Here is a 15,440-nt window from a genome sequence, read left to right on the forward strand (position 1 = left end):
ATCAGATCTCTCCCACCGCCGACAGGTAGAGGTCGAGGATGGCTTCCTCTTCCTGGCGCTTGGCCTTGTCCTGCTTGCGAATACGCACGACCTTGCGCAGGACCTTGACGTCATAGCCCTCACCCTTGGCCTCAGCAAAGACCTCCTTGATGTCGGCCATGACGGCGGCCTTGTCCTCTTCCAGCCGCTCAATGCGCTCGATGATGGTGCGCAGACGCCCCTGGGCAGCTGCCGTCAGGACATCGGGATTGGAAAAGGCAGCGTCGTCGGCCACGGGAAAACTCCAGAAGGGATCAGGGTAAACAGACCCGGTTCCTAGCCCCGAATGTTCCCCTGTCTCAACCACCCATAACGAAACAGGCCCCGGACAACTGCCCGAGGCCTGTGGAAATCTCTGAGATATCGACGCGCCGATCCCGGCGCGAACGCTTAGCCTTGCTTGGCTTTGAAGCGCGGATCGGTCTTGTTGATCACATAGACCTTGCCCTTGCGGCGGACGATCTTGCAGTCCCGATGGCGAGACTTGAGCGACTTGAGCGAGCTACGGACCTTCATGGTCTTCTTCCGGGCTGGACGTTCATAAATGACAAGCGCCGCGAGGGGGCTCGCGGCGGAGCGGGGTCTATATGCAAAGCGCGACGCGGTGTCAACGTAGGGACCGAACGCGGCGATCCGTCGCTTCGCCTCCCACGCGCTTGTGATTGAACCAACAGGGGAAAGCCCGCTAGACTCACGCGATGAAAATGACGTCGCGTCTTGTCCTGTGTCTGATCGTGGCCGCCTGTGCGCCCATGGCCCCCGACCTGCCTCCTGTTCAGCCGCAGCCGACCCAGACCCCCACACCGTCCCCGACACCGCCTTCGCCGCCCTCGAACCAGACGGCGACCGATGTGGCGACCCCGCAGGAGGTGATGGAGTTCAACGTCTGGCGCGACAGCTTCCTGGCCCGCCGCGGCGGAGCCAATCGAGCGGCCTGGGCCCAGGAACTGGCCGGTCTGACGCCGGATCATCGGGTGATCGACCGGGATCGCTCTCAGCCGGAATTCTCGCGCGGTGCCGGCGATTACATTACCCGCGCCCTGACCGCTGATCGGATCCAGACCGGGCGTGACCGGATCGGAGCCGCGCCGTGGATGAACCGGATCCAGGACCAGTATGGCGTGCCCAAGTCGATCCTGGTGGCGATCTGGGCCCAGGAAAGCGCCTTTGGCCGGATTCAGGGCGATTTTGATGTGGTTCGCTCTCTGGCCACCCTGGCCTGGGAGGGGCGTCGCCGTGAGTGGGCCGAGGGCCAACTGGTCAATGCCCTGACCATCGTAACTGAGGGGCGGCGGGACCGGAGCCGCCTGACCGGAAGCTGGGCCGGGGCCATGGGTCAGACCCAGTTCATGCCGGACAACTATCTGCGTCTGGCCCGCGATGCCGACGGCGACGGCCGGGTCGATATCTGGGGCTCAGACCAGGACGCCCTGGCGTCTGCGGCCAATCTGCTGGCCACCGCCGGATGGCGACGCAATCAGCGGTGGGCACTGGAAGTGACCCTGCCCAGCGGCTTTGACTACAGCCTGACCGATTCAGCCCAACAGCCGTGGAGCTTCTGGCGCAGCCGGGGGGTTGAGCTGGCCGGAGGCGTGGCCCTAAGCGATGCCGAGGCGGCGGAGAATGCGACGATTCTGTTGCCCTCCGGCGCGGGGGGGCCGGCCTTCCTGGCCCTGCCGAACCACTATGTGATCCGACGCTACAACAATGCGCTGAGCTACGCCCTGGCGATTGGTCTGCTTGCCGATGCCATGGATGGCCGCGCCGGCGTTGCGCGCGCCTGGCCCAATGAGCCGCCCTTGTCTCGCGACCAGGCCTTTGCCCTGCAGCGGGGCCTGCAGGCCCTTGGGTTCGATCCCAACGGGATCGACGGCGTGATCGGATCGGGTACGCGTCGGGCCTTGCGTCAGTACCAGGCCGCACGCGGCTTGATTGCCGATGGCTATGTCAATGAGGCGATCATCAACCGCATTCGATCCGAGGCCGGAGTTTAGCCCCGGGCCCCGGTTCCCGTGCTGACGGACCGATTTTCGCCAAGATCAGCCGCGACGGTGGCGGCGTGCCGGATTAGGGCACCCACCTAAGGAGAGAAACATGCGTTCAGGGATCACAGCCGTCGCCCTCCTTGCCGGCGCGCTCTTGGTATCTGCCTGTGCCTCGACGGCGCAGACGCACCCCACCTACGCTGAGGAAATGGCCCAGCTCAACGCGGAGTGTCAGGCGCGCGGCGGGATGCTGACGCCTATCCAGGGAGCCACCGGGCCTCGTGCGGCGAACGACTATGCCTGCGAGATTCGGGGTGGCGCGTCGTCGCGCCTGCGGGGCGGCAACTAGAGTTCAGCCACCGGCATGGTGCCGGCGTTGATCGCGATACGCCCGACCAGCCCCTTGACGATCAAGTCCAGCGCCGTGCCCTCACGGTAGTCGGCGGCGGCGACGAAATTGACCCGGTCTTCCGAGATCAGGTTGTAGAGCTTGTCCTGGTCGCGGGCCGAGTTGCGCGGGTCGTAGACCGCGATTGAGAAGCCGCCCTTGGAGTGCATCATCTTCATGGTCGGCACATCGGTGTCGCCGTCGCCCAGGAAGATCATGCGATTGAAGGGCACCGGGCGAGCTGCGTCCGGCATGAATTTGTTGATCTTCTCGTGCTCGTAGTGATTGAGCACGCCCTTGTTGATGCGGAACAGATACTGGGTCTTGGTGGTGTAGTTGACCCCGACCGCCGGCCAGATCGCGACCCCGTCGTCATCATAGACGAACTTGGATGCAAAGACGTGTTTGAACGCGCTGCGGATCGGGCAGCCGTCGATCATCTCCTCCAGACCGGCAGAGATGATGTAGTGCTCGATATCCAGGCCGTATCGGGCTCCAAACGCATTGATGCGGTCGAACCACCCCGGTCCCGTCAGGTCGGTCTTGAGGCCGTCGAACAGCTTCACGTCCTGACCGTGTTCGGCCAGCAGTTTGCGGGTGATCGGCTGCTTCTGCTCACGGGCGCGCTGAAGCATGAGCTGCATGTACATCAGGATGTTGTCACCGTCGGCGTCCCGGGTCAGTCGATCCGCCTCGCCCCAGAAATCGCCCACACCCATGCCGACGGAGGGAATGAAGGTCACCTCCTGCATGTTTCCGCGCGCCAGGGTGCCGTCGAAATCGTAGATGAGGGCGGTTTTGAGCAGGGGGGCTTGGGTCATTCTGAAGCCGGCAATGAGAAGATCTTGCGGCCTCCTAGCACCAAATCGGTCCGAACCTAACCGGCGTCGAGTTCAAGCTCGGGGGCGGTGGCCCGGTCGGTGGCATTGACGGGCAGATCGAGACTGAACTCAGCCCCCTGACCTGGCTCGCTTCGCAGGGATACCGCGCCGCCGTGCATTTCGGCTACCGCCTTCACCAGAGCCAGGCCCAGGCCCGGCCCGCCGCGGTCGCGACCGACGAACCGGTCAAACACATGGGCCTGTTTGTGGAAGGGGACACCCCGACCGGTATCCGAAACGGTCAGGCGAACGCCGCCTGCGGTCGTCTCCGCGCGAAGCCCGACCGTACCCGCCCCTTCAAGGGCACGCACCGCATTGTCGGCCAACTGGTCGACGATCTTGATCAGCCGGTCCTCATCGGCCCGGATGAGGTCGACGCCTTCACCCACCTCGACGACCAGTTCGGCACCCTTGGCCTGAAGATCGGGTCGGATGCGGTCGGCCACCCGGGTCAGGACATCCGCGACACGAACATCGCCGAGGGCCAGCGCCATCTCGCCGGCGTCGATCTGGGCCATGTCGAGCACATCGTCGATGGAATGGGCCAACTGGCCGGCCGCTGAGCGCACGGCGGCCAGATGCTGGCGCGACCGGTCCGGCAGGCCCGAGCCTTCGGCCTCGAGCAGTTCGGCATAGCCGATGATGGTGGTCAGGGGGGTGCGCAGTTCATAGGAGACGTTGCCGACAAACTCGCGCTTGAGCCGTTCGGCTTCTCCCAGGGCGGCCTGCTTCTGTTCCAGGGCGTCCTCAAGCTCGCGCCGGGCCGTGATATCGGAAAAAGCGATGAGGGTGGCCCCATCGGGCAGGGGTCGGGTCTGCCAGGCCACAATGCGTCGATCCACCAGACGGGCCTCCCCCGAAACCGGGGCCCGGCTCTCGGGGTCTGGGTCTGTCACGCGCGCGCCGAGTTCGGTCCACAGTCCCGGTTCAGGTAGCAACGCCCGGCAAAGCGCCGCGACCTCGTCAAAGCCACCGGCGTCATCGAGCTGCTCGCCGGTCAGGGCCCAGAACCGCTCGAAGGCATCATTTCGCAGCCGCAGCCTTCCGTCGGAGCCAAAAACGGCAACGGCGTCATTGAGCTTGTCCAGCGTAGCCTGCTGCACATTGAGCAGGGCGTTGTACTCCGAGCGAAGTTTCAGCTCATCGGTGATGTCGGCAAACAGCAGCAGCAGGCCACCCAGGGGATGGGGCTGGCGCACCACGCGCAGGGTTCGCCCATCGGGAAGCGGCCAAACGTCGTCGGGAGCGATTTCGGTTGAGCCGTAATATTCGAGCTCGCGGGCCTTCCAGCCAGAATAGTCGGCCGTCTCCGGCAGTTTGCGGCGCTGTCGCAACCGGTCCAGCACCTCAGCGTGGGTGGGGCGCTCATCCAGCCAGGCTGAGTCCAGGCCAAAGAGGTCGCGGAACGACGAGTTGTGATAGGCAAGCCGCCGGTTGGCCCCGAAGATGGCGACGGCGTCGTCCAGATGATCCAGGGTTTCGTCGTGGGCCTCGACGTGACGGCGCAGGGTTTCGCGCGTCTCCTCAGTCTCGGTCACATCCACCGCATAGGACAGCACCTCGCCTTGGCCGATTGGCTCGATGACCATACGCCAGGCCCGCCGCCGCCCGCCGAGAACCGCCCAGCGGAAGCGTTCGATCCGTTTTCCTGCCTCAAGGGCCTCGACCACGAGGGCGGTACCGTCCTTGTCGAACATGGACCCTGCCGCACGGGCGGCCTCCAGCGTCGGCTGTTCGACGGCCGAAAGCCAGGCCCGATTGGCCCAGACGAGGCTCCCCGAAGCATCGGAGATCCAGGCCGGGGCCGGCAGGGCATCCGCCAGCATCGACAGGCGACTATCGGTGGCCGGCTCCACATCGACGCCTGGGTCAAGTCGCAGCCAGACGGACCCCCCCAGTGCCTTGCCCTCCAGACTGACCGGGCCGGCTATGCCCTGGACCGTCAATCGGCAGGGCTCGCCTCGCTCGACCAGGGCTGTCAGGCGCTGCGTGGTGTCGGCGGCCTGGTCGGCCAGGGCGTGGATGACTGAAAAAGCCAGATTCTCGTGGTTCTCGACCTCGAGGCCCAGGGCTGTCGCGACCGCCTCCAGGGCCTCACGCCCGCTGGCCAGTCGAGCTTCGCCGCCTTCGATGCGAATGACGGCACCCTCGAACGCCTCGGCGGCGCCGCGGGCATCCGCGAGCGCCTGGGCTCCGGCCATCGCTTCCCGGTCCATGCCGCGCCGGCGTTGCTGGACGCCGCGTCGGATCCGCCAGGCCCAGATGACCACAGCCAAGGCCAGGCCAACGGACCCGGCGGAAGCCACATATGCGATATCGATAGGCGTCATTCGAACCGGCCCGTCCCGCCATTCTCAAGAGCGATTCGGCCCACCATAACCTAATCCGCCGTCTTGTCCGCCGTCCGCTTCGGGGGGATAGGTCTGGCATGTTCCAGCTCCCCACGATCGACGACATGGTCCGCCTAGCCGAAGAGGCCTGGCAGCGGCTTCCTCCGGTCTTTCGAGAGGCGTCCGGGCCGGTGGTGATCCGGGTCGTGGATTTCGCCGAACCCGAGGTTCTGGCCGAACTGGGGATTGAGGATCCGTTCGAGCTCACCGGGCTCTATCACGGCGTGGACCTGACCCATGCCTCGGTGACGAACCCGATGCCGTTTCCGGCCGAGGTGTTTCTCTACCGTCGCCCGATCCTCAACGAATGGATTGAGCGGGGCAATGTCGATCTGGCGGCGCTGGTCGAGCATGTCCTGATCCACGAGATCGGCCACCACTTCGGCCTGTCGGACGATGACATCCACGATATCGAGGACGACCGCCGCTAGCCTAGACCCGACTTCGCGCCTATAGGGGCAGGCTAGGCCGCAGCGGCTATACGGATAAGAATGCGTATTCTTCTGGCGACGGACGCTTGGGAACCCCAGGTCAACGGCGTGGTTCGCACCCTGTCACGGACGGTGGCGGAGTGTCGTGAGATGGGCCACGAGGTCCTGACCGTCACGCCTGATCAATTCAAGACCATCCCGTGCCCGACCTATCCCGAGATTCGTCTCGCCTTGGGCGCGGAAGAAGAGATCCGTGAGCGCATGGCGGCGTTCGAGCCAGAGGCCGTACATATCGCCACCGAAGGTCCGATCGGCATCGCCACCCGGCGCATCTGTCTGGAATGGAAGCTGCCGTTCACGACCAGCTATCACACCAAATTCCCCGAATATGTCTCGGCCCGGTTTCCCGTGCCGGTTCAGGTCGGCTACGCCTATATGAAGTGGTTCCACAAGCCGTCCGGGCGGCTGATGGTGGCCACACCGACGCTCCGGGATGAGCTGGTCAAGCATGGCTTTCGCAACGTCTCGCCGTGGACGCGAGGGGTCGATACAGAGCTGTTCCGACCCGATCTGGAGGCGATCTTTCCCGCCGACTGGCCGCGCCCGATCTGGCTGAACGTCGGTCGGGTCGCCGTCGAAAAGAATATCGAAGCCTTTGTCGAGCTGGACCTGCCGGGCACCAAGGTGGTCGTTGGCGACGGTCCGGCCAAGGCCGACCTCGAGGCTCGCTATCCCGATGTCAAGTTTACCGGGGCGATGTTCGGCGAAGATCTGGCGCGAGCCTTCTCCGATGCTGATGTGTTTGTCTTCCCGTCATGGACCGATACCTTCGGTCTGGTGATCCTGGAGGCCATGGCGACCGGAACGCCGGTCGCGGCCTATCCCGCCCACGGCCCCATCGACATCATTCCCGGCTCGGGTGCCGGGGCGATCGACGACGATCTCAGGACGGCCTGCATGGCCTGTCTGAATCTCGATCGACAGGCGGTGAGAGCCTATGCCGAGGGCTTCTCCTGGCGCGCCTCGGCCGAAGAGTTCGTGCGTAATCTTCAGCCTCAGCCCGAGGCCGAGAAGGTGAAATTCTGGCGGCGTCTGCGGCGTCTGGCACGTTTGCGTCGCCGGGCTGCGGCGGCCTGAGTTCGCGGCTTTCGGCCTGAAAAGGAACAGTGGGGCCGGAAATGGGTTATGCTTAGGCGTGGCAGGGGCTCAACCTCGACCTGGAGGATCGCCATGAAGAAGCTATTTGCCGTCCTAGCCGGAAGCCTGGTGCTGACGGCCTGCGCCACCCCGACCGTCTATGCGCCGGAGGGGTACGGGGGCCAACGCGGCGGTTACGCCGAGCAACGCGTCCAGGAGGACCGCTGGGCGGTCGCCTTCAGCGGCAATTCCCTGACCAGTCGTGAGACGGTCGAGATGTACCTCCTGTATCGGGCGGCCGAGTTGACGGTGCAGTCCGGTTACGACTGGTTCGTCACAGACTATCGCGAAACGGAAGCCGACACCCGCTACTACTCCAACCCGGACCCCTGGTTCCGCGGATCCTATGGTCCCTATTGGGGGCCCAACTGGCGCTTCTATCGTGGCGGCTACTGGACGGCCTGGGATCCCTGGTATCGGGACATGGATATGCGCCAGGCGACCCGCTATGAGGCGCGTTCCGAGATTGTCATGGGCCGGGGCGTCGCGCCGGCAGGTGAACGCCACGCCTTCGACGCGCGCGAGGTGATGCAAAACCTGGGGCCGCGCGTCGCCCGGCCAGGAGCCTACGGCTGATTGCCGTCAGGTCAGCCGGATCGGCTTGAGCCGGCGCTTGTTGACGTGGTCCTCGGGGGCGCTGCCCGGCGCTTCCTCCGGCAGCTCGCCCTTGAAATAGAACCGCTGCCAGGATTCCCGCACCGTATCCGGGTCATTGGCGGCCAGGCGTCGATTGAATTCACCGCGCTGGCGGTTCCAGGCGTTGAACTGGCCGTGGAGCTCTTGATCGCGCTCAAGCGAGCGCATGACAGGCTGGACCTGCTCCATGGCCCGGTTCTGAACCAGGGTGATGAAACAGAAGGGTTCGCCACGCTCCCATTTGACCATGCCGGGGCGGGTGAAGATCCAATTCATGGTGAAGGGGAAGGGCAGCCAGTCCGTTTCGACCAGGCCCGTCAGGGGCTGGATGCCGTCCTTGACATGATTGGGCGGGCCTGAGGCCCACATGGCCCAGCCGGGGGGCGTGCGGAACAGATAGCCGGGATGAAAGGTGACGACACCACCGGCAAAATGCGAGGCGATGAAATGGTCCTGGTCGGGGATCGGGCGGTCGAAACGGAACGAAATGTCCGATTGGCTCCTCCCACCCGTCCACTCGATCGTCACATCCCAAGGCGACAGGATTTCCCAGCCCGTCGTATTGGCCATGGTCAGCGGCAGGCATTTGTAGGGATGGCGGTTGGAGAAATTGTCCATCCACCGGCGCTGGGCGCGACCGGGGACGATCTCGGGCGGGCGCGAGCCCATCGGGTAGCACAAGAGTTCCATGCCGAATTTCCTAGCCTTGGCGGACGGGTATCGTAAAGCGGCACCATGGCGTTTGACCGAGATCAATTTCTGGCCTGGCTGGACCAGCAGGGCATTGTTCACAAGACGGTCGAGCACGCGGCTGTCTTTCGCGTGGAGGAGGGGCTGGAGCTCAAGGCGGGGATGCCCGGTGCCCATACCAAGAACCTCTTTCTCAAGGACAAGAAGGGGCGGCTGTGGCTGATATCCGCTCGTCAGGACACGATGATCGACCTCAAGCGGCTGGACCGGGTGATCGGGTCAGCGCGCCTGTCCTTCGGGAATGCCGAGTTGATGAACGAGGTGCTGGGTCTGACCCCCGGGTCGGTGACGGCGCTGGGCCTGGTCAATGACCCCGACCACAGGGTAACTTTCGTGGTCGACCGGCACCTGTGGGGGGCCGATATCGTCAACTTTCATCCGCTGTTGAACACCGCGACCACGGGGCTGGACCAGGCAGACTTTCGACAGTTCCTTCAGATTATCGGCGTCGAGCCGATGGTCGTCGATTTTGAAGCCATGGCGGTCATCAGCCCTTGAGGCTGGCGAGCATCAGTTCGTGACGCCAGGCGGCGACATCGGCCAAGGCGGCGGCCAGCGCATCCTTGACCCCTTCAAGACGGCCAGCCAGGGCGGCTGGGTCGGCCTGTTCTGCCGACACGCAGGCCTCGGCCAACCCATGGGCTCCGATGCCAGCAGCCGACCCCTTGAGGGTATGGACGGCGTCCTTCCAGCCGGGGCTCGTCACCTCAAGCATCGGCGACCAGATATTGGCCTGCTGCTGGAACAGGCCGAGCACTTCGTCAGCCAGGGCTGTGTCTCCCTGTGTGAAGCTGTCCAGCACCGAGACATCGATGGCACCAGCCAGATCGCGGCGGCTCATTTGGAAAGCTCCTCGAATGAGAACGGCGGCCTGCCGCCAGCGCCGGGACATTATCGCCGCCCGGAATCCCCTTGCAAGCGATGGCTATCGCCTCTATGTCCGCGCCTCCCGCGATGTTCCGGCTAGGAGCCTTGCGGCTGGCATGGCCTTGTTTGGACCGGCCCAAGGACGATGGTTCCGGGTGATTAGCTCAGTTGGTAGAGCAGCTGACTCTTAATCAGCGGGTCGTAGGTTCGAGCCCTACATCACCCACCATCGTTTCCCCCTTTGATACCTAGGATACACGCCGGGCACGTCGGCCGCGGGTTGGCTCGGTGTTGCGGTAAACACCCGCCCCGATCTTGCAGAACGCCCCCGGAACGAATCGCGTCCGAATCACTGACATCGCGCTCTTCTGGCTTTGTTCACCGCAATATCTTGTATCTAAAGGATGATTAACCACAACTGTCGGGTCGCGGCTGTTTATGGAATCCTCAATACTCGCGCGTAGTCTCTGGCGCAGGCTTCATGGACTTGGGAGGGTCCGATGGGTCACGCACCTGCTGTTGATGCTCAGGCGAGGTATCGCGCCGAACTGCGGCGTTCGGGTGCCATGCGAAACGGCCTGGCCCTGGCGGCGCTTCGTCAGATGATCCACTTTTTCGGCGACGGGATCGGCGCTTGGCTTCGTGCGCGCGCTGCGTCTAAACAGGCCCCGCCAGCGGCCCCGTAGCTCAGCAGGATAGAGCAGCGGTTTCCTAAACCGGAGGTCGGGTGTTCGAGTCACCCCGGGGTCGCCAGCTCTTGGTCTGGAACCTCCAAGTCCGGTGACGGCTGATTTTCGCCGTGATCTGAGGTATAAGCGCGCTTCTCCCGTCTTTCAGGATTCATCCGTGAGCCTCTCGCTCGACATCAGCCATGCCGCGCGCGCCCGTCCGTCTGCGCCCGTGAACCTGTCCGGTCTCACGCGTGAAGGCCTGCGCCAGGCGCTGATCGACGCCGGGGTCTGTCCGCCCGAGAAGGCCAGGATGCGGGCCAGCCAGATCTGGGGCTGGATCCACCACTATGGGGTGACCGACTTCTCGGCCATGACCAATGTGGCCAGGGACATGCAGGCCAGGCTCGCTGACGCCTTCACGCTTGAGCGGCCCGAGATCGTCGAGCGCCAGGTGTCGAAGGACGGCACCCGCAAATGGCTGATCCGCACCGCGCCGGGCATCGAGATAGAGACCGTCTATATCCCCGACGTCGGCCGGGCCGGGGCGCTGTGCGTGTCCAGCCAGGTCGGCTGTACCCTGAACTGCTCCTTCTGTCATACCGGCACCCAGAAGCTGGTGCGCAACCTGACCGCAGCCGAGATCGTGGCCCAGGTTCAGGTCGCCCGCGACGACCTCGGCGAATGGCCGTCGCCGAAGGAAGACCGCCGGCTGTCCAACATCGTCTTCATGGGCATGGGCGAGCCGCTCTACAATCTGGACCATGTCGCGGACGCCATCGACATTATCTCGGACAATGAGGGCGTCGCCCTGTCGCGGCGGCGGATCACGGTCTCGACCTCGGGCGTCGTGCCGCAGCTGAACGAGCTGGGCGAGCGCACCCAGACCATGCTGGCGATCAGCCTGCACGCCACGAATGACGAGCTCAGGAACGTGCTCGTCCCGCTGAACAAGAAATATCCGCTGGAGCAGCTGATGGCCGGCATCCGGGCCTATCCGGGCCTGGGCAATGCGCGGCGGGTGACGTTCGAATATGTGATGCTGAAGGGCGTGAACGACAGCCCCGAAGAGGCGCGTGCGCTGGTCAAGCTGATCGCCGGCATCCCCGCCAAGGTCAATCTGATCCCGTTCAATCCCTGGCCCGGAACCGAGTACGAATGCTCGGACTGGAAGACCATCGAGCGGTTCGCCGCCATCCTGAACAAGGCCGGATACGCCAGCCCGATCCGCACCCCGCGCGGTCGCGACATCCTGGCGGCCTGCGGCCAGCTGAAGTCCGAGAGCGAGAAGATCCGGGCCAGCGCGCTCAGGGCGATGATGAGCGTCGACTAAAATCTCTCCTCCCCACGACGTAGGATGTGGGGAGGTGGCTCGGCGCTAATCGGCGTCGCGCCGGAGAGGGCGGCGATGATCTCGCCTGACAGGCTTCGGGTGCCCCCTCCACCACTTCGTGGTCCCCCTCCCCATTTCGCGCCGCTCATGGGGAGGAGATATCAGTGCCGGAACAGGATCATCGCCGCCGCGATCAGCAACAGGCCTCCGCTGATCCAGCTGAAGGCGCGTGAGAAGGCCGGGTCGGTCATGCGGCGGGTCAGGGCGGCACCACCCAGGCCATAGGCGCTCATGGTGATCATATCCAGGCCGATGGTGGCGATGGCAAACAGCACCAACTGCGGTCCCAACGGCCGGGCCGGATCGAGGAAGGGTGGCAGGACGGCGGTGAAGAACAGCACCGCCTTGGGGTTGGCGATCTGGACCATGAAGCCGTCGACCAGGGGGCCGCGCCGCGTCAGGCGGGCCTTACCGGGATCGCCGGGGGCGTGGCCGGCCCCTCGGATGGTCTGTATGCCCAGCCAGGCGACGTAGAGGCCGCCGGCGATCGCGATCCAGCGGAACTGGTCTGGGAAGGCGGCGACCAGTGCCCCTAGCCCGAGCGAGGCGGCAAAGAACCACACCAGGGTGGCCGCATTCATACCGATCATCCCCAGGAGGGCGGCGCGTTTGCCGTCGCGCACGCCCGTCGCCACGGCGAACAGATTGGCCGGCCCCGGGGTCATCGCCATCAAGGCCATGACGCCCAGGAAGGTCAAATACAGATGCGGATCGACGGGCCAGGCCATGGCGGGCGTCTGAGGGGATTGGGGTCTGGCGTCAACGGCCAATTGAAAAGGCCCGCCCCGACGACCGGAGCGGGCCTGATCTGGTGTTGCCGGGTCTGGCTTACTGGACCGGGATCGAGCCGGCGACGGCACCCTGGCCGGGTTGGGCACCCTGACCGGCCGCCGCGGCGGCCTCAGCCTGGGCCGCGGCATTGGCGATGGCCTGGGCGACGCCGGCGCGGACCTGATCCGGGATGGCGCGCACGTTCGCGGGCCCGTTGGCCAGGGCCTGATCGATCGCCGCCTGTTCCTGCGGGTCGGTCGAGCGGCTGCGGGCACCGGCCAGGAAGGTCTGCATCGCATCGGCGAAGGCATTGATCTCGGGGATGTAGGGGGCGAGGATTCCTTCCAGGGCGGCTTGCTTCTGGGCCCCATTGGTGGACGTATCCTGCAGCATGGTCTGGATTTCACCGACCATGGCCTGCATCCGGCCATCGAAGGCCTGGGCCGTCTGGCCGAAAGCGATTTCCTCAGCGGTCGGCTGGCGGGCGGGAGCTTGTGGCGCAGTCGGTTGTTCGGCCTGTTGCGCCATCACCGGCGTCGAAAAGGCGAGGGCCGCGGCAACGGCCAGAACGGTACGCATGGTCATTGAGGTGAGAGCTCCAAGTTGGCCCCGATGGGCCTGAGGGGTGTGTGGGTTAGCCGCCCATGGCGGCAAAAAAGCGGCGCAAGCCTAGCCGTAAAACCACGTTCCGTGTCCAGCCCTTGCGCCTGAACGGCGAAGATCAAGGTTAAGCCCCCGCCGCTGTTTGCCGGTTTTGACGTTCAGACGCTAGGGTGAACATCATGATCGTCACTTTTCGTCGGCTTCTGGTGTGGGTGAGCCTGGCCCTCGCAGGGGGGATGGAGCCGGCGGCGGCTCAGCCGGTGCGTACGACCTATGCCGTGCAGGGCGATTGTCACGGGTGGCCAGCGACGACGGTCGGGATGGTGTCCGGGATGTGTCTGGGCCTGGTCTGGCAAAGGACGGGCGACTCCGGCCCACGCATGCCGCGCACCCTGTATGAGATGGACGATGGCGACTGGCTGGTGGCGGATCTGGGCAGCTGGGATGCCGGGCGCGGGGCGATCTGGCGCTTGAGCGCGAGGGGCGCTCAGGCCCGCTGGACCCGCCTTGTAGCCAACCTGTCGATGCCGCACACGATTGCACGGGGACCGGACGGACGCATCTATGTCGCAGAGATGAGCCGCATCTTCGCCTTTGACCCCGACGATCCGCACGAAGGTGGGACGGTGATCGCCGACCTGCCGGACAACCGGCTGCATGAAAACCGCCATCCGCTGTCGGCCTTTGTGTTTCAGGCAGACGGGTCGATGCTGGTCAATGTCGGAGCCCCGTCCGATACCTGTCTGGATACGCGGGGTCGGCCCAACCGGGATGCGCAACGTCAATGTGCCGAGCGAGCGGAACAGGCGATGGTGCGCCGCTATGCCTATCTCGGGCCTGATGCCGCGGGTCTGGGGCGCTGGAGCCCCGACTGGACCCCGTTTGCCACGGGTCTGAGGAACTCGGTCGCCATGGCGGTGCATCCGTCCGGCAGTGTCTGGCAGGCGGAAAACTCGGTCGATCTGAACGACCCGGCTCGCCCCTATGATGAGATCAACCGGCTGGAGGCCGGGCGCGACTACGGCTGGCCCTATTGCACCGACATGGGAACGGCCCTGCCAGGCTGGCCTGCCGCCGTCACCGGGTGCGGTCGCCGCACGTCGCCGACCTCGCTGTTGCCGCCGCATTCAGCGCCCTTGGCGATGCTGTTCTACGACGGAGCCATGTTCCCGGAGCTGCGCGGGCGGATGCTGATCAGCTGGCACGGCTATCGCCGCGCCGGCGGACGGATCATGGCGGTGGACACGACGGCTGACGGTGCTCCCGTCACCGCCACGCGGGCCCACTACGCCATCTATCCGCGCGGCTCCATGGCCTATCCCGCCGACGCCCCGGCCCCGCAGGGCCGGCTTCTGACGCCCAGGTGGGGCTCGGTGCAGGGCCAACATCCGATGGGTGCGCCGGTCGGAATGGCCGTGGCCAGGGACGGGTCGATCTGGGTAGCGGAGGACCGCAACGGGGCGGTGTTGCGGATCGCCCGCTTCTGAGCCGGGCCGCAAAACCCGGTCCAGCGATCCGTAGGCCTCAGAGGTAGGGCAACCACATCAAGGCCACCGCCCCGAACACCCCCAGGGCCGTGAAGGCGGCGGCGGCGGCGACCAGGGCGGCGACCCCCAGCTTTGGCCACACACCCTGGCTTCGTCCGGCCCTGAAATAGAGCTCCAGCAGGGCCAGCGGGATCAGGTAGCATCCGAATCCCAGCACCACGTCGGCCGGCCCGGACATGGTGTCGTTCATGCCGATCGGTGCCTGATTGATCAGCACCCAGCCCATGATGCCGACGCGCAGGAACCAGACGCCGCTGGCGGCCATGAAGGTGCGCATGGCCCAGCGCCGGTGAATCTCGATCCGGCGCATGACGGCATTGCGCAGGGTCAGAGCGGCGAACACCAGAATCAGTACGGCGTCCAGCAGGATAGCGGCGGCGGATATTTCGGACAGGAAGGTCCCGCGCACGGTGGTCAGCCAAACGCCGCTCAGCGCCATGACCGCCGCCAGGGTCAGGAAGATGCGCCCGGTCCAGCGATGCAGCGGCGGCTGGGCGCGCCGAAGCTGGGGGATCAGCTGCATGAGGCCGCACAGGGTCATCACCGAAGCGAGCAGAACGTGAAGGGCGAAGACGCTGTTGCCGACGTCGTCGCCCGCGACATGGCCCTCGATCAGCGGTTTGTCGTTCCACCCGGCCCAGTTCCCGGACAAGGTCCGCACACCATAGAAGGCCAGGATAAAGAGGATGAAGGCGGCCTGGCCCGCGAACGCGGCGACGAACCACAGGACGCCGGAGGCTTTCAGGATGCGGTCGGCAAGGCGCGGACGGACAGGGGCGAGGGCGGCGGGCATCGGCGACTCCGGCGATCAGACAGACAGGCGCGGGGCATGGCGACCCTGGCCCGGCGGCGTCTCGCCGATTTGGAAATCGGCCAGTAATTTTGCCCGTGACG

18 protein-coding genes and 2 tRNA genes are annotated in these 15,440 nt (G+C 65.3%); 11 read left to right on the forward strand and 9 right to left on the reverse strand.

Going from position 1 to position 15,440, the window contains the following annotated elements:
* Position 1: 1 nt before the first annotated feature.
* Entirely contained in the window at positions 2 to 274 is a 273-nt protein-coding gene (gene gapR, locus G391_RS0104540) for a nucleoid-associated protein GapR (protein ID WP_029086470.1), read from the reverse strand.
* 155 nt (positions 275 to 429) lie between these two features.
* The gene (gene ykgO, locus G391_RS0104545) at positions 430 to 555 is read right to left on the reverse strand and encodes a type B 50S ribosomal protein L36 (RefSeq protein WP_029086471.1); all 126 of its coding nucleotides are present in this window, start codon (positions 553 to 555) and stop codon (positions 430 to 432) included.
* Positions 556 to 737: 182 nt separating this feature from the next.
* Between ykgO and G391_RS0104550 the strand changes: the two genes are divergently transcribed.
* Both G391_RS0104550 and G391_RS0104555 read left to right on the forward strand, forming a co-directional pair.
* Complete coding sequence (locus tag G391_RS0104550; RefSeq protein WP_029086472.1) at positions 738 to 2,033, forward strand: lytic murein transglycosylase; 1,296 nt, start codon at positions 738 to 740, stop codon at positions 2,031 to 2,033.
* Positions 2,034 to 2,133: 100 nt separating this feature from the next.
* Positions 2,134 to 2,373 (forward strand): hypothetical protein, encoded by a 240-nt coding sequence (locus tag G391_RS0104555; RefSeq protein ID WP_029086473.1) that lies wholly within the window; start codon positions 2,134 to 2,136, stop codon positions 2,371 to 2,373.
* On the opposite strand, the gene G391_RS0104560 is transcribed toward G391_RS0104555, so the two are convergent.
* Complete coding sequence (locus G391_RS0104560; RefSeq protein WP_029086474.1) at positions 2,370 to 3,233, reverse strand: HAD family hydrolase; 864 nt, start codon at positions 3,231 to 3,233, stop codon at positions 2,370 to 2,372. The genes G391_RS0104555 and G391_RS0104560 overlap by 4 nt on opposite strands.
* Positions 3,234 to 3,289: 56 nt before the next feature.
* The gene (locus G391_RS0104565) at positions 3,290 to 5,623 is read right to left on the reverse strand and encodes a sensor histidine kinase (protein ID WP_029086475.1); all 2,334 of its coding nucleotides are present in this window, start codon (positions 5,621 to 5,623) and stop codon (positions 3,290 to 3,292) included.
* 98 nt (positions 5,624 to 5,721) lie between these two features.
* Between G391_RS0104565 and G391_RS0104570 the strand changes: the two genes are divergently transcribed.
* From G391_RS0104570 to G391_RS0104580, 3 genes are all read left to right on the forward strand, one after another.
* Complete coding sequence (locus tag G391_RS0104570) at positions 5,722 to 6,114, forward strand: metallopeptidase family protein (protein ID WP_029086476.1); 393 nt, start codon at positions 5,722 to 5,724, stop codon at positions 6,112 to 6,114.
* A gap of 60 nt (positions 6,115 to 6,174) precedes the next feature.
* The gene (locus G391_RS0104575) at positions 6,175 to 7,251 is read left to right on the forward strand and encodes a glycosyltransferase family 4 protein (protein ID WP_029086477.1); all 1,077 of its coding nucleotides are present in this window, start codon (positions 6,175 to 6,177) and stop codon (positions 7,249 to 7,251) included.
* A 93-nt stretch (positions 7,252 to 7,344) separates the two neighbouring features.
* On the forward strand, positions 7,345 to 7,887 hold the full coding sequence (locus G391_RS0104580; protein WP_035303573.1) for a CC0125/CC1285 family lipoprotein: 543 nt from the start codon (positions 7,345 to 7,347) through the stop codon (positions 7,885 to 7,887).
* A gap of 6 nt (positions 7,888 to 7,893) precedes the next feature.
* Here the strand turns inward: G391_RS0104580 and G391_RS0104585 are convergent, their stop codons facing one another.
* Entirely contained in the window at positions 7,894 to 8,637 is a 744-nt protein-coding gene (locus G391_RS0104585) for a DUF6065 family protein (protein ID WP_029086479.1), read from the reverse strand.
* A gap of 45 nt (positions 8,638 to 8,682) precedes the next feature.
* Here G391_RS0104585 and G391_RS0104590 point away from each other — a divergent pair, with 45 nt between their 5' ends.
* Positions 8,683 to 9,195, forward strand: a complete 513-nt coding sequence (locus G391_RS0104590; RefSeq protein ID WP_029086480.1) for a prolyl-tRNA synthetase associated domain-containing protein — start codon at positions 8,683 to 8,685, stop codon at positions 9,193 to 9,195.
* On the opposite strand, the gene G391_RS0104595 is transcribed toward G391_RS0104590, so the two are convergent.
* Positions 9,185 to 9,538, reverse strand: a complete 354-nt coding sequence (locus G391_RS0104595) for an Hpt domain-containing protein (protein ID WP_029086481.1) — start codon at positions 9,536 to 9,538, stop codon at positions 9,185 to 9,187. The two genes, G391_RS0104590 and G391_RS0104595, sit on opposite strands and share 11 nt — an antisense overlap.
* A 179-nt stretch (positions 9,539 to 9,717) precedes the next feature.
* Here G391_RS0104595 and G391_RS0104600 point away from each other — a divergent pair.
* The 4 genes from G391_RS0104600 to rlmN all read left to right on the forward strand — a co-directional run bounded on the left by G391_RS0104600 (position 9,718) and on the right by rlmN (position 11,565).
* A tRNA-Lys gene (locus tag G391_RS0104600) sits at positions 9,718 to 9,793 on the forward strand.
* 271 nt (positions 9,794 to 10,064) lie between these two features.
* Positions 10,065 to 10,250, forward strand: coding sequence for a hypothetical protein (locus tag G391_RS15395; RefSeq protein WP_029086482.1), 186 nt, complete (start codon positions 10,065 to 10,067; stop codon positions 10,248 to 10,250).
* Positions 10,241 to 10,317, forward strand: a tRNA-Arg gene (locus G391_RS0104610). Before G391_RS15395 ends, G391_RS0104610 begins: the two co-directional genes overlap by 10 nt.
* A gap of 93 nt (positions 10,318 to 10,410) precedes the next feature.
* Positions 10,411 to 11,565, forward strand: a complete 1,155-nt coding sequence (rlmN, locus tag G391_RS0104615) for a dual-specificity RNA methyltransferase RlmN (RefSeq protein WP_029086483.1) — start codon at positions 10,411 to 10,413, stop codon at positions 11,563 to 11,565.
* Between the two features lie 161 nt (positions 11,566 to 11,726).
* Here the strand turns inward: rlmN and G391_RS0104620 are convergent, their stop codons facing one another.
* On the reverse strand, positions 11,727 to 12,353 hold the full coding sequence (locus G391_RS0104620) for a LysE family translocator (protein WP_029086484.1): 627 nt from the start codon (positions 12,351 to 12,353) through the stop codon (positions 11,727 to 11,729).
* Positions 12,354 to 12,453: 100 nt separating this feature from the next.
* A complete protein-coding gene (locus G391_RS0104625; protein WP_029086485.1) occupies positions 12,454 to 12,981 on the reverse strand; it encodes a hypothetical protein in 528 nt (175 codons plus the stop codon).
* 197 nt (positions 12,982 to 13,178) lie between these two features.
* Here G391_RS0104625 and G391_RS0104630 point away from each other — a divergent pair, with 197 nt between their 5' ends.
* Positions 13,179 to 14,486 (forward strand): PQQ-dependent sugar dehydrogenase, encoded by a 1,308-nt coding sequence (locus G391_RS0104630; RefSeq protein ID WP_029086486.1) that lies wholly within the window; start codon positions 13,179 to 13,181, stop codon positions 14,484 to 14,486.
* A 37-nt stretch (positions 14,487 to 14,523) separates the two neighbouring features.
* Here the strand turns inward: G391_RS0104630 and G391_RS0104635 are convergent, their stop codons facing one another.
* Positions 14,524 to 15,339, reverse strand: coding sequence for a DUF2306 domain-containing protein (locus tag G391_RS0104635; RefSeq protein ID WP_029086487.1), 816 nt, complete (start codon positions 15,337 to 15,339; stop codon positions 14,524 to 14,526).
* Positions 15,340 to 15,440 lie beyond the last annotated feature (101 nt).

This window comes from Brevundimonas aveniformis DSM 17977, from assembly GCF_000428765.1.
In the GTDB taxonomy this organism is placed as follows: domain Bacteria; phylum Pseudomonadota; class Alphaproteobacteria; order Caulobacterales; family Caulobacteraceae; genus Brevundimonas; species Brevundimonas aveniformis.

What these genes read in the sequence shown, in the direction of transcription:
- ykgO (WP_029086471.1), bottom strand. Translation starts at nt 555, where the DNA reads ATGAAGGTCCGTAGCTCGCTCAAGTCGCTCAAGTCTCGCCATCGGGAC.
- G391_RS0104550 (WP_029086472.1), top strand. Translation starts at nt 738, where the DNA reads ATGAAAATGACGTCGCGTCTTGTCCTGTGTCTGATCGTGGCCGCCTGT.
- G391_RS0104555 (WP_029086473.1), top strand. Translation starts at nt 2,134, where the DNA reads ATGCGTTCAGGGATCACAGCCGTCGCCCTCCTTGCCGGCGCGCTCTTG.
- G391_RS0104560 (WP_029086474.1), bottom strand. Translation starts at nt 3,233, where the DNA reads ATGACCCAAGCCCCCCTGCTCAAAACCGCCCTCATCTACGATTTCGAC.
- G391_RS0104565 (WP_029086475.1), bottom strand. Translation starts at nt 5,623, where the DNA reads ATGACGCCTATCGATATCGCATATGTGGCTTCCGCCGGGTCCGTTGGC.
- G391_RS0104570 (WP_029086476.1), top strand. Translation starts at nt 5,722, where the DNA reads ATGTTCCAGCTCCCCACGATCGACGACATGGTCCGCCTAGCCGAAGAG.
- G391_RS0104575 (WP_029086477.1), top strand. Translation starts at nt 6,175, where the DNA reads ATGCGTATTCTTCTGGCGACGGACGCTTGGGAACCCCAGGTCAACGGC.
- G391_RS0104580 (WP_035303573.1), top strand. Translation starts at nt 7,345, where the DNA reads ATGAAGAAGCTATTTGCCGTCCTAGCCGGAAGCCTGGTGCTGACGGCC.
- G391_RS0104585 (WP_029086479.1), bottom strand. Translation starts at nt 8,637, where the DNA reads ATGGAACTCTTGTGCTACCCGATGGGCTCGCGCCCGCCCGAGATCGTC.
- G391_RS0104590 (WP_029086480.1), top strand. Translation starts at nt 8,683, where the DNA reads ATGGCGTTTGACCGAGATCAATTTCTGGCCTGGCTGGACCAGCAGGGC.
- G391_RS0104595 (WP_029086481.1), bottom strand. Translation starts at nt 9,538, where the DNA reads ATGAGCCGCCGCGATCTGGCTGGTGCCATCGATGTCTCGGTGCTGGAC.
- G391_RS15395 (WP_029086482.1), top strand. Translation starts at nt 10,065, where the DNA reads ATGGGTCACGCACCTGCTGTTGATGCTCAGGCGAGGTATCGCGCCGAA.
- G391_RS0104620 (WP_029086484.1), bottom strand. Translation starts at nt 12,353, where the DNA reads ATGGCCTGGCCCGTCGATCCGCATCTGTATTTGACCTTCCTGGGCGTC.
- G391_RS0104625 (WP_029086485.1), bottom strand. Translation starts at nt 12,981, where the DNA reads ATGACCATGCGTACCGTTCTGGCCGTTGCCGCGGCCCTCGCCTTTTCG.
- G391_RS0104630 (WP_029086486.1), top strand. Translation starts at nt 13,179, where the DNA reads ATGATCGTCACTTTTCGTCGGCTTCTGGTGTGGGTGAGCCTGGCCCTC.
- G391_RS0104635 (WP_029086487.1), bottom strand. Translation starts at nt 15,339, where the DNA reads ATGCCCGCCGCCCTCGCCCCTGTCCGTCCGCGCCTTGCCGACCGCATC.